Raw genomic sequence first — 11,905 nt, forward strand, 5'->3', positions numbered from 1 at the left:
GGCGTTACCACCTTGCTCCAACTCAAAGTTCCAAGGCTAGGCAGACTCCAGAACCGGCCGGCGCTGATCCCGCTCCACGGTCCACTGCTGTACCGGGTCTTTCTTCTCAGGCTCATTGACGAACTCCCGGAAGCGCTTGCGTTTCTCGGGGTCCTCCACGGCGGTTTTCCATTCGCACTGGTAGGTGCTGACAATGTCGGCCATGTGCGCCTCCAGCTCGGCGCCCATGCCCAGACTGTCCTCCAGCACCACTTCCTTGAGGTAGTCCAGTCCGCCTTCCAGGTTTTCCATCCACACACTGGTGCGTTGCAGGCGGTCCGCCGTGCGCACGTACAGCATGAGTACCCGGTCGATGGTGCGGATCAGTCCGTCGTCAGACAGATCGGTGGCGAACAGGTCAGCGTGGCGCGGGCGCATGCCGCCGTTACCGCAGACGTACAGGTTCCAGCCATTCTCGGTGGCAATCACGCCAATATCCTTGCTCTGGGCTTCGGCGCATTCGCGGGTACAACCGGAAACGGCCATCTTGATCTTGTGGGGTGCGCGCAGGCCCTTGTAGCGGTTCTCCAGGAAGATCGCCATGCCCACGCTGTCCTGAACACCGTAGCGGCACCAGGTATTACCGACACAGGACTTCACCGTGCGCAGGGACTTGCCGTAAGCGTGGCCGGTTTCAAAGCCGGCGGCGATGAGCTTTTCCCAGATCTCCGGCAACTGGCTCAGGGTGGCACCAAACAGATCCACCCGCTGGCCGCCGGTGATCTTGGTGTACAGGTCATACTCCCGGGCCACTTCCCCCAGCACAATCAGTTTGTCCGGGGTGATCTCGCCGCCCGGCACACGGGGCACGATGGAATAGGTGCCGTTCTTCTGCATGTTGGCCATGAAGGTGTCGTTGGTGTCCTGCAACGGCACGTGATCTGTGGTCAGGATATGTTCGTTCCAGCAGGTGGCCAGAATGGATGCCACCGTCGGCTTGCAGATGTCGCAGCCGTGGCCCTTGCCGTACTGACTGATCAGCGTGCGGAACGTGCGAATGCCATTAACCTTGACCAGGTGAAACAGGTCCTGGCGGCTATACGGAAAGTGTTCGCAGATATCCTTGCTCACCTCCACCCCGCGTTTTTCCAGCTCGCTGTCCACCACGTTCTTGAGCAGCGCGGAACAGCCACCACAACCGGTACTGGCCTTGGTTTCGACCTTGACGCTGGCCAGGTCCGAACAACCGGCATCGATGGCACCGCAGATGTCGCCCTTGGTGACGTTGTGGCAGGAACAGATCGACGCCGTCTCCGGCAGGGCGTCCGGCCCCAGGGCCGGCGCGCCGCCCTGGCTTTCCGGCAGGATCAGGGTTTCCGGGTTGCCTGGCAGGGTGATCTCATTGAGGGCGTATTGCAGCAGGGTGTCGTAGTGGCTGTTGTCACCCACCAGAATCGCACCCAGCAGGCGCTTGCCATCCTCGCTGATGACCATTCGGCGGTAATGCCCGGCCTGTTCGTCATTGAAACGGATGCTGCGGGCACCCGGGGCCTGGCCATGGGCATCGCCAATGGCGCCCACGTCCACGCCCAGAAGTTTCAACTTGGTGCTCATGTCCGCGCCGGTGAAGACCGCTTCCTCGTCGTTATTCAGAACCGAGGACAAGGTGCGGGCCATGGTGTAGCCGGGGGCCACCAGGCCAAAGATCCGTTGATCCCACAACGCGCATTCGCCGATGGCATGGATGTGGCGGTCGGAGGTGGTGCAGTGGTCGTCGATCACAATGCCACCACGTTCACCAATCTCAAGGCCACAGGCGCGGGCCAGCGTATCCTGGGGCCGGATACCGGCGGAGAAAACGATCAGATCGGTATCCAGGTGACTGTCGTCACTGAAGTTCATCCGCAAACGGGCATCCTGGCCTTCAACGATGGCGGTCGTCGCCTTGTCGGTGTGTACCTGAACGCCCAGTTCCTCAATCTTGTGGCGTAACAGGGAACCGCCTTCGGCATCCAGTTGCACGGGCATCAGGCGTGGAGCAAATTCCACCACATGGGCCTGCAGCCCCAGACTCTTGAGAGCGTTGGCCGCTTCCAGGCCCAGCAGACCGCCACCAATCACAACACCGGACTTCCCATCCCGGGCACTGGCGCGAATGGCATCCAGATCTTCCAGGGTCCGGTAGACAAAACAGTGGGGGTGCTCACGCCCCTCGATGGGCGGCACAAACGGGTAGGAGCCGGTGGCCAGTACCAGCTCGTCGTAGGCGTAATCACCCCGATCGGTCGTTACCTTGCGGCCTTCCCGATCAATACGGGTGACCGCCTCGTTCAGCCGCAGTTCGATACGGTTCTCGGTGTACCAGTCCGCCGTGCCCATGGCCAGGTCGGCATGGCTGGAACCACTGAAATATTCCGACAGGTGCACCCGGTCATAGGCCAGCTGCTTCTCTTCACCGAACACCACCACGCGGAAATCCTCGGCGGCCGGGCTGGCAACGAACTGTTCCAGAAAATGGTGGCCCACCATGCCATTGCCAATCACGATCAGGGTTTTCTTGCTCATGGATCTGTCCTCCGGTTTTCTGGCACAAACAAAAAAAGCCGGAGCATCACTCCCCGAGGGAAGGATGGTCCGGCTCCAATGCCAATAACTGTGTTCTTCAAGCGGCCCGGCCTCATAGGCGGCAGAGCTGCTTTCCTACCCTCCTGCGAAATGCATGCCAGCCATAAGAACCTCACGGAATCAACAAGTTAAAACCGGGACAACCGTTCCCGAGGCCTGCCGACGACTTACTGGAGAACCACTTCAGGGCACCCCGCACACCATCGGTGCATCAGCGATGGTGCAGTAATTGCGTGCAGAAATAAGACCCGCGGAGATTCTGGTGGTGATGAGGGCGGAGTAACCAGGGTTCCCAATCAGAGGAGACGGTGATGAACAGCCAACAGGTTTCTTGCGAGACAGGCCCGAGTGCGAGCGACTTCCTGATCGCATCGAAAGACTCCGAACTGAAGAACCTTCAGTACTTCCTCCAGATGGGGAAGGTCGTGCAGTGTATAAGCAATCTGGTCCATGCCCTGCAGTGTGAACGGGGAGCATCCAATGTATTCCTTGGTTCCGACGGAGGGAAATTCTCCGAGGAGCGCCAGACCATGGTGTCCCGATCAGACCGACTGAACGAGGAATTCAACCAGGCCCTCGGCGATATCCACCAGGAACTGACCTGCCATCCGGTCAGCCCCACACTGCTCAACCAGATGGCCGCCGCCCTCCATGCACTGGACGGGCTTTCCGGACTGCGCCAGGGAGTCTCCGCACGAGAGATCACGGCCGTTGACGCCACCGGGCACTATTGTCAACTGATTCAGAGCCTGATTTCGGTGGTGTTTGAAGCCGCGGACGTAGCGGTTGATCCAACCATTGCCGGCCCACTGGTGGCCATGGTGCACCTGATGAACGGTAAGGAATTCTGCGGGCAGGAGCGTGCGGTGGGATCGGCAGGCTTTTCCAGCGGTCACTTTGACTCTGCACTCTCTGAACGCATGGTGCACCTGATTGAGTCACAGGAACGCTGTTTCGAGGTGTTTACGAGTTTCGCGGATGAAGATTCGATCAGGCTCTGGCATCAGTTGCTGGCCAATCCCCGGGAACAGGAAATTCACAGACTCCGTCAACTGGGGGTGTCGATAGGCCGCTACAAACCGCTCGACCCGTCACTCGCCGACGAGTGGTTCCGCTTGATGTCCGAACGCATGGACGACCTCAAAACGGTCGAGGACTCTGTCGAGGGCTGTTTCCATGCCCGCTGCACCGAACGCTTCGCCGAAGCCCGCAATTCCCTGGCGCATCAGGAAACCCTGATCGCCTCCCTGGATGCCCGGACAACGGCCTCTCAACCCATGCTGGTTTTATGCGACTCCGGCAAGGATCAGCCATCCGGAGAATCCTGGGCCAGTGACGGCGTTGGCCAACACTTTGGTCGATCCATATTTCATCTGGTACAGGAGCAAACTCAACGCCTGAAAGATATGAATGACGAACTCCAGGGTGCCAGGGAAGCACTGGAAGACCGGAAAACCCAGGAAAAGGCTGTCCTGTTTCTGATGGAGCACCGGGGGATCAGTAACGATGAAGCCCACCGGGTGCTGCGCCGGCTGGCTATGGACCAGGGTCGGAAACTGCCGGACGTAGCCCGTGCCCTGCTTTCCATGGCAGACGTGCTTAAATAACCAGCCGTCTATCCGAATGCCAGACTGGCCAGTAAGGCCAGCAGCAGTAAACCTGATACGGCCTGCCAGAACGCCACCGGGCAGCGCTCGATCAGGGGCACCGGAGGCCGCCCATCGGTGTTTTTCCCGGGCTGGCGCAGGTCATTAATGTACTCCGACAGAGCCGGATAACGCCGATGGGGCTGGGGATGCACGGCCCGCTCAATGGCTGCGTCCATCCAGGCTGGCAGATCATCACGGAACTGACAGGCCGATTGATAGGTCAACCGCCGCTGCTGCGACCGGCTGCGGATTTTCGGCACCTCAGCACCGTAGGGTAACCGGCCCGTCAGCAGGTGGTAGGTGATTACCCCCAGGGAGAACTGGTCCGACAGCCAGCTTCCCGCCTCTCCCAGAAAGGTCTCTGGTGCGCTGAACAGCGCTGCGCCCCGCGGTTCTCCGGTCGATGGCTGCTGGCCGGATTCCTCAAGGCCGGTCACATACGTGGCCCCGAAGTCGATCAGCGTGACCGTGTCGTTCCGGTCCACCAGCAGATTCTCCGGCTTCAGGTCCTGGTGGACCATTTCCAGTCGGTGAAAAGCCCTGAGGGCCCGAACAATCTGCTCAACCAGTTTACGAACGGTCTCAAGGTCCGGCCGGGGGTTGTCCAGAATCCACTGCCTCAGGGTCTGGCCCTCAACAAACTCCATGGCCAGATACAGATACCTCGGCGGACGGTCTGCCTGGAAAGGCCGGACAACATGAGGGTTATTCAGGCGCCGGGCAATCCAGTGTTCGGTCATAAACTGTTCAAGATAGACCGGGTCCTCTCGCTGCTCCATGGAGGGCATCTTTAATACCACCTGACGGCCGGAACGCGCTTCCTCCGCCAGGTAAACATGGCTGCGGCTGCTGGCATGCAAGGCTCGCAAAATCCGGTATCCATCCAGGTGCTGCCCCGCCTGCAACTCGGGCGCAAACGGCAGGTCTGCCATTTGCCGGAACAACTCACTGCTATCAAGCTCTGCAGGCACCGAGTCAATCCGGATAATCTGGGCCGTCAGGTTGTCTTCGCTGCCGTTACCCAGTGCGGTCTCGGTAAGGCGGCGAGCGGCGAAATCGGGATCATCCGGGAAACCCAGAACGATGGCCGACATCGCACGCTCGTCGATATATTCATGGACGCCATCGGTTGCAAGCAGAAAGCAGTCTCCCGGCTGGATCGACACGCTGAGGTAATCCACCTCCAGTTGATGACTAATCCCCAAAGCCCGCGTCAGACAGCTCTCTTCCCGGGAAAGCCAGACCCGGTGGTCAGTGGTGAGTTGCTCCAGCCTACCCGCATGGATCCGATAGATCCGGGCATCGCCAACGTGAAAAAGATGGGCGGTGGCAGCCTTGATCACCATCGCGCTAAAGGTGCAGACATAACCGCGGTCCCGGTCAAAACGATACTGGCTCCGCGAAGTCTGGGCGTACAACCAGCTATTAAGTGCAGTCAGCACCCGCTGGACAGAGTGCTTGACCGACCAGCTGTCTGGCGTGGAGTAGTAGTCGTTGAGAAAGCCGGCCACTGCGGACTCACTGGCCACCTGGCTGACACCGCTGGAACTGATGCCATCGGCAATGGTCACGGCAATCCCTTTGGTCAGCAACTGGTGGTTATCCGGCACCAGCATGCCGTGGAAATCCTGGTTCACCGGTTTCTGGCCTGCCTGGGAAAACTGGCCGGCAGAAACCGAGAGGGAAGTCGTCATTTGAACCGGTCCTCCAACAGGAAAAACCACCCCGGCCGGTACGGCGGCCAGGGTGGCAGGCTCAGCCTAGTTGGAGCGTGCCAGGGCTGCGTCGTGCATCGCAGCCGGTGCCGGGCGCTTGGGCGCAGTGCGAACATGGGTGGTGTAAAGCGTCAGGCCCGTGAAGGCGATGCCCCCCACCAGATTACCCAGCACTGTGGGGATTTCATTCCACCAGAGGTAGTCCATGATGGAAAATTCACCGCCCATAATCAGCGCCGATGGGAACAGGAACATGTTCACGATGGAGTGTTCAAAACCCATGAAGAAGAAGAGCATGATCGGCATCCACATGGCCAGCACCTTGCCGCTCACGTTGGTGGAGATCATGGCGCCAACCACGCCCATGGATACCATCCAGTTACACAGCATGCCCCGGATGAATATGGTGGCCCAGCCAGCCGCACCGTACTCCGCGTAGCCCAAGGTGCGAGCCTCACCCACACCGGCAATTTTTTCGCCCACCGCTCCCGGATCCGTGCTGAAACCATAAGTGAAAATAAACGCCATCATGAAGGCGACGGTCAGCGCGCCACCCAGGTTCCCCAGAAACACCCAGCCCCAGTTTCGCAGCACAGCGGCCGGCGTCACACCCGGGCGTTTATCGAGCAAAGCCAGGGGCGTGAGCATGAAAACCCCCGTCAGCAGATCAAACCCCATCAGATAAAGCATGCAGAATCCGATGGGAAACAGGAGGGCGCCAATCAGAAAGACACCGGTTTGCACGGCGACGGTAATGGCAAAGGCCGCCGCCAATGCCAGGATTGCCCCGGCCATAAAGGCCCGGATCAGCGTGTCACGCGTCGACATGTATATTTTCGACTCACCCGCATCGACCATTTTGGTCACGAATTCCGAAGGCATGATGTAAGACATAATCTGTTCCCCTGTCCTTTCTCGATGGCCCCGCCCTGTGGACCAGGCATAAAAAAACGGCGCCACCGGCTATCTGCAGGGTGCAGATGCCAGTAGACGCCGTCGTCTGAATCAGTTTGTCACGACGAAACCCTTCGGATTCCGTCACCAGACGAAAGTGCAGAGACCATGCCAAGCACGACAATTCCCGCCGCATTTCTTTTAATTTCAGAAAACTGGCCGGGTTCCGGCAAGCAGGTTCCGGGGCAGGGAACGCCGTAACAGCGCAAAGGGGCGCACCTGATCAGTGCGCGCGCAACATGCTGGCGCAGACAACCCTATACGGTCCGGGCTGTTTTTATCCGGACGGGGGTTGTTTTCGGCGGAAGTGGCCCGGTGAGCGGCCATAGTGGCGACGAAAGCGGTCACTGAAGTGTGACAGGGATGAATAACCCACCGCGTCGGCCACACGCTGAATGCTCAGATCCGACTGTTCCAGCAGGCGCCAGGACTCTTTCATGCGAAGCTCGGTCAGGTACTGATGCGGTGTCATCCCCACCTGCTGACGGAACAGATCGTTCAACTGCCGGGCACTCAGGTGGGCAACGGCGGCCAGATCGCCGGTGGCCACGGGTTCCCGGAAGCGTTCATCCAGCAACTGCTTGGCAGCGGCAACCCGCCGGTCCAGGTCCAGAGCACTGCCGTGGCGCTCCTGCAGTAACTGGATCAGCAGGAGCAGCATCTGGTGCTGGGTATGGGCTGAACCACCGCCACCGGTCAGTTGGCTGTGCAGAAACTGCACGTAGTGAACCAGTGGTGCGTCCAGCTCCACGAAAAAAGGCAGGCGCTCCAGCGCCGGCACCAGCGCTTCCGGCACATCGGCCACCAGGAAGCGGTTTTCATCGGGCGCAGCGTATCCGTGGGCGCTGCCCGACGGAATAATCGCAGCCCGTTGCTGGCTAACCTCCCCCTCAACGGCATCCACAGACAGGCACAGCGTGCCCGCCAGCGGCAACACAATCTGGTGATGGTCGTGGGCATGGGTCCTGCCCTCATCCCCGTAGCTTCTCAGATGGAGCGAAATGTCAGCGTGGCTCATGGCTCGAGTATAACGCTCTCTCCGTATGGACGACCATTTACCGACATGGTGCCCAGACTTGGAAGGTCGCACCAAAACCTCTAGCATAGCGGTCACACTACTTGAGTCGACAGGGGAGTCCCGGCCGTCAACCGGGACTGAGAGTGTCACAGACAGACCCTGGAACCTGATCCGGTTGATACCGGCGGAGGAAGCGCGACATGATGATGACCCACCTGGCCGCCATTGTGGCGGCACTGTGCCTTTTTGGCTGGCTCGGACTGCGGGCCCGGAAAACCGCCGAAGGGCTCGACGACTACATGACTGCCCGCAACAGCCAGGGCGCCACCACCATTGGCCTGTCGTTCCTGGCCTCAGGTATGGGTGCCTGGATCCTGTTCGCGCCGCCGGAAGTGGGCGCGTTTGTCGGGCCGGTTGCTCTGGCCGGCTACGCCCTGGGCGCGGCCCTGCCGTTTATTGTCTTTGCCACCCTGGGCCCGGTGATCCGCAAGCGGATGCCTCATGGCCGCAGTATCAGTGAATTCACCGAACAGCGCTTCGGCAAAGGGATGCGCCGCTGGGTGTCCCTGGTTTCCGTTCTGTACATGCTCTGTTTCCTGGCCGCCGAACTGACGGCCATCGGCTCGATTACCGGGCTGCTGTCCAATCTGAACGGGGATATCGTGATCATTGCAGTGGCGGTGACCACACTCGTATACACCGCCTGGGGAGGCCTGCGTGCCAGCCTGGCCACGGACCGCTGGCAGGCGCTGCTGCTGATGGCGCTGCTGGCCGCCGTTCTGTTCGTAGACTGGAAACACCTGCCTGCCAGCACCGGTTCCGCCAGCCTGCCCGGTATTCCCTTCTGGAGCGCGGTTAGTGTGGCGCTCACACTGGTACTGGCGGTCACCGCCGCCAACCTGTTCCATCAGGGCTACTGGCAACGGGTCTGGGCAGCCCGAGACAGTGCCTCCCTCTGGAAAGGGGCCATCCTCGGTGGCGGCTCCACCATTGTGGTGGTTGCCGTGGTGGGTGGCCTGGGCATGAGCGCCGCCATGGCGGGTCTGGACCTTGGCCAGCCACCGATTCCGTTTTTCGCGCTGCTGAATGAAGCGCCGCAATGGCTGGGAGCGGTTGCTCTGGTGCTGGCCGTCACGCTGGTGGCGTCCTCCGTGGATACACTGCAGAACGGCATCGCCTCTCTGGCAGTCGCGGAGAAAGCAGGGCTGACACTGACCTCGGCCCGCTGGATAACCGTGGCGCTGATGGTCCCGGTGGTGATCATTGCGCTTCAGGGGGCATCCGTTCTGCGCCTGTTCCTGATCGCGGACCTGCTCTGTGCTACAGCCATCGTGCCAGTGTTGATGGGTCTGTGGCCCCGGGTTACCACAACCGCCGCCATGGCCGGGGTTCTCGCGGGTCTGGCCGGTGCCATTCTGCCGGACTGGATAATAACCGGCAGCATGGGTGAAGCCCTGCTCATTGCCAGCTTCCCCGGCGGCGCGCCAACATTGGCACCCTTTGCCGGTGCCCTGATCGGCTCCGGCGGCATAACCCTGCTACTGACACTGCTGGCCGACAGAAAACACTAGTTCTTGAAGCGGACCACCAGCTCGTGCAGGCCCTCGGCAATGCTACCAAGCTCACGTATGCTCTGGGTGGATTCTTCTCCCTTGGCCAGATTCTGTTTGGCCATCGTGGAGATGTTGTCCACCTGTGAGTTGATCTGCTCGGCGACCTGGGACTGCTCCTCCACAGCGGCGGCCATCTGAATGGCCATTTCGGCGATTTCACCCACCGCGTCAGTAATGCTGGCCAGAGTGGTTTCAGCGGAGATCATTTTCTCCAGCCCTTCGTCCGCTGCGGATACACCCCGCTCGGCCATGGAGACCGAGCCCTGGGTTTTGTCCAGCAGCTCCGACATGATGCCGTGAATTTCATTGGTTGATTCCCGGGTGCGCTTGGCCAGTGCCCGGACTTCGTCGGCCACTACCGAAAAGCCACGGCCATGCTCACCGGCCCGGGCCGCTTCAATGGCCGCATTGAGGGCCAGCAGGTTGGTCTGTTCCGCAATCTGTTCAATGGTCTGTGCCGCCGACGCAATGTTACTGCTCTGTTCCGAGGCGGCCGCCACCGCCTGGCTAACGTTATGGACGGTTTCCTTGAGCTGAACGATGGCTTCACGGGTTTCTTCCACCACCCGCGTACTGTCCTGGGTGGATTCCTTGGCCTGCTTGGCCTTGTCCGCCGTCATCGACACGTTGGAGGAAACCTCGCCGACGGTCTGGCTCATCTCGTGAACTGCCGCCGCCACCCGTTCGGTTTCCTCCTGCTGGGCCCGGGAGGTTTCCTGGCCTTCATGGATCCGCTCCAGGCTCTCCATGGAGCGGGCACGAACGCTGTTGGCCGAATCCTCAATGCGGGTGAGTACGGCATCCAGGTGGGCAGTCTGCGCCAAAATCGACACTTTCAGTTTTCCCACTTCCAGACTGTCGTTGGTGTAGGTCCTCGCCGCCAGAGGATCGGTAAAGCTCTGAGCCAGCAGATTACGGAATGAGCGCATCATGCGTTTGCGCTCGACAAACTGCCAGGCCGCGTAGCCAATGACGCCAATCGCCAGCACTGACTCGGAGACTGCCTGCTGGCCTATCACGACGAGAAGAGCCGCCACCACAAAAACCGCGCCCAGAAACAGGGTGCTTGGGGCCACCTTGTCGATCAGTCTTGTGGTGGATTTCCCGGCCCGGAGCCGGGCATAAAGCTTCGCAGCTCTTTCAACCTGACCGCGAGTCGGGCAAGACCGCACCGATTCATACCCGACAATTTCACCGTTCTCAGTCACCGGGGTGACATAGGCGCTCACCCAGTAATAATCGCCGTTCTTGCAGCGATTCTTCACCAGGCCCATCCAGGCATGCCCGGCCTTCAGATGCGACCACATGTTCTCGTAGGCCTCCGGTGGCATATCGGGATGCCGGACGATATTGTGAGGACGCCCAACCAATTCTTCTTTAGAGAACCCGCTGACTTCTTCAAAGGCCCGGTTACAATGGGTAATCCGGCCTTTGAGGTCAGTGGAAGAGATCAGTTTCTGACTGGGCGAAAACTTATGCTCGATATCCGTAACAGGTAGATTCTTTTTCATGTACCGGTGCTCATGACAGCCATCCAGAGCGAAGAACTCTTTTACTATGCCTGTATAGTCGTACGACACGGGGCACGCAAGGTCGATAAGTCAGCTACTTACCTGGCACGAACTCGGTCAACGGCCCTTGAAGCACCAGGAGGCGGGCCAGAACCCGACCAACAATGAAGCTGAAAAAGCGCGGACAATCATGAAACTGATTTGCATTTCCGACACCCACAGCCTGCACCGGAAACTGCCGGAACTCCCCGAAGGCGATGTATTGATCCATGCCGGCGATGGGCTCGGCGCGGGCACGCTGGATGACGTGGAAGAGTTCAATGACTGGCTGAGTTCTCTACCCTACCGCCACCGGGTTGTGATTGCCGGCAACCACGACTGGGCCTTTCAGGAGGCACCGCAGGCGGCCAGGGCAGCACTCACCAATGCCATCTACCTGGAAGACGAGGCGGTCAAGATTGATGGCGTGACATTCTGGGGTTCACCCTGGACACCGAACTTCATGGACTGGGCCTTCATGCTCAAACGTGGCCAGCCACTTGCGGAAAAATGGCAGCAGATTCCGGCCGATACAGATGTGCTAATCACCCATGGCCCACCCATGGGTTTTGGCGATCAGGTGGATACCGGACTCAGCTACGAGCCCGTCGGCTGTGCCGATCTGACCGACCGACTGCGGGAACTGAACGTGAAAGCCCATGTATTCGGCCACATTCACGAGGGCTATGGTCAGTACCAACTGGGCAACACCCGCCTGATCAATGCCAGCACCTGCAATGTGCTTTACCAGCCGATCAACCCGGCCATTGTGGTGGAGCTCTGAGTCCCTGTCCGAAACGGC

The 11,905-nt window shown here is 60.0% G+C and carries 8 protein-coding genes and 1 riboswitch; of the genes, 3 read left to right on the forward strand and 5 right to left on the reverse strand.

What is annotated here, in order from left to right; genetic code table 11:
- Positions 1-36: 36 nt before the first annotated feature.
- Positions 37-2,544 (reverse strand): nitrite reductase large subunit NirB, encoded by a 2,508-nt coding sequence (nirB, locus tag HNR38_RS07130; RefSeq protein WP_183701309.1) that lies wholly within the window; start codon positions 2,542-2,544, stop codon positions 37-39.
- Positions 2,545-2,915: 371 nt separating this feature from the next.
- On the opposite strand from nirB, the gene HNR38_RS07135 reads away from it, so the two are divergent.
- A complete protein-coding gene (locus tag HNR38_RS07135; protein ID WP_183701312.1) occupies positions 2,916-4,211 on the forward strand; it encodes a nitrate- and nitrite sensing domain-containing protein in 1,296 nt (431 codons plus the stop codon).
- A gap of 8 nt (positions 4,212-4,219) precedes the next feature.
- On the opposite strand, the gene HNR38_RS07140 is transcribed toward HNR38_RS07135, so the two are convergent.
- The 3 genes from HNR38_RS07140 to HNR38_RS07150 all read right to left on the reverse strand — a co-directional run bounded on the left by HNR38_RS07140 (position 4,220) and on the right by HNR38_RS07150 (position 7,940).
- Positions 4,220-5,947, reverse strand: a complete 1,728-nt coding sequence (locus HNR38_RS07140) for a bifunctional protein-serine/threonine kinase/phosphatase (RefSeq protein WP_183701315.1) — start codon at positions 5,945-5,947, stop codon at positions 4,220-4,222.
- A gap of 66 nt (positions 5,948-6,013) precedes the next feature.
- Positions 6,014-6,862: a formate/nitrite transporter family protein gene (locus tag HNR38_RS07145; RefSeq protein WP_183701318.1), complete on the reverse strand. Its 849-nt coding sequence runs from the start codon at positions 6,860-6,862 to the stop codon at positions 6,014-6,016.
- A 337-nt stretch (positions 6,863-7,199) separates the two neighbouring features.
- On the reverse strand, positions 7,200-7,940 hold the full coding sequence (locus HNR38_RS07150) for an AraC family transcriptional regulator (RefSeq protein ID WP_183701321.1): 741 nt from the start codon (positions 7,938-7,940) through the stop codon (positions 7,200-7,202).
- Between the two features lie 101 nt (positions 7,941-8,041).
- Positions 8,042-8,151, forward strand: a riboswitch (TPP riboswitch).
- On the opposite strand from HNR38_RS07150, the gene HNR38_RS07155 reads away from it, so the two are divergent.
- Complete coding sequence (locus HNR38_RS07155; protein WP_183701325.1) at positions 8,141-9,511, forward strand: sodium:solute symporter family transporter; 1,371 nt, start codon at positions 8,141-8,143, stop codon at positions 9,509-9,511. It overlaps the preceding riboswitch by 11 nt.
- Here the strand turns inward: HNR38_RS07155 and HNR38_RS07160 are convergent.
- Positions 9,508-11,064, reverse strand: a complete 1,557-nt coding sequence (locus HNR38_RS07160; RefSeq protein WP_183701328.1) for a methyl-accepting chemotaxis protein — start codon at positions 11,062-11,064, stop codon at positions 9,508-9,510. The two genes, HNR38_RS07155 and HNR38_RS07160, sit on opposite strands and share 4 nt — an antisense overlap.
- Positions 11,065-11,254: 190 nt before the next feature.
- On the opposite strand from HNR38_RS07160, the gene HNR38_RS07165 reads away from it, so the two are divergent.
- On the forward strand, positions 11,255-11,887 hold the full coding sequence (locus HNR38_RS07165; protein WP_183701331.1) for a metallophosphatase domain-containing protein: 633 nt from the start codon (positions 11,255-11,257) through the stop codon (positions 11,885-11,887).
- Positions 11,888-11,905 lie beyond the last annotated feature (18 nt).

The organism is Marinobacter oulmenensis (assembly GCF_014201735.1).
Classification (GTDB): domain Bacteria; phylum Pseudomonadota; class Gammaproteobacteria; order Pseudomonadales; family Oleiphilaceae; genus Marinobacter; species Marinobacter oulmenensis.

Bases quoted from the DNA above. Each gene is read 5' to 3' on its own strand.
- HNR38_RS07145 (WP_183701318.1), bottom strand. From the start codon at position 6,862: ATGTCTTACATCATGCCTTCGGAATTCGTGACCAAAATGGTCGATGCG.
- HNR38_RS07155 (WP_183701325.1), top strand. From the start codon at position 8,141: ATGATGATGACCCACCTGGCCGCCATTGTGGCGGCACTGTGCCTTTTT.
- HNR38_RS07140 (WP_183701315.1), bottom strand. From the start codon at position 5,947: ATGACGACTTCCCTCTCGGTTTCTGCCGGCCAGTTTTCCCAGGCAGGC.
- nirB (WP_183701309.1), bottom strand. From the start codon at position 2,544: ATGAGCAAGAAAACCCTGATCGTGATTGGCAATGGCATGGTGGGCCAC.
- HNR38_RS07160 (WP_183701328.1), bottom strand. From the start codon at position 11,064: ATGAAAAAGAATCTACCTGTTACGGATATCGAGCATAAGTTTTCGCCC.
- HNR38_RS07165 (WP_183701331.1), top strand. From the start codon at position 11,255: ATGAAACTGATTTGCATTTCCGACACCCACAGCCTGCACCGGAAACTG.
- HNR38_RS07135 (WP_183701312.1), top strand. From the start codon at position 2,916: ATGAACAGCCAACAGGTTTCTTGCGAGACAGGCCCGAGTGCGAGCGAC.
- HNR38_RS07150 (WP_183701321.1), bottom strand. From the start codon at position 7,940: ATGAGCCACGCTGACATTTCGCTCCATCTGAGAAGCTACGGGGATGAG.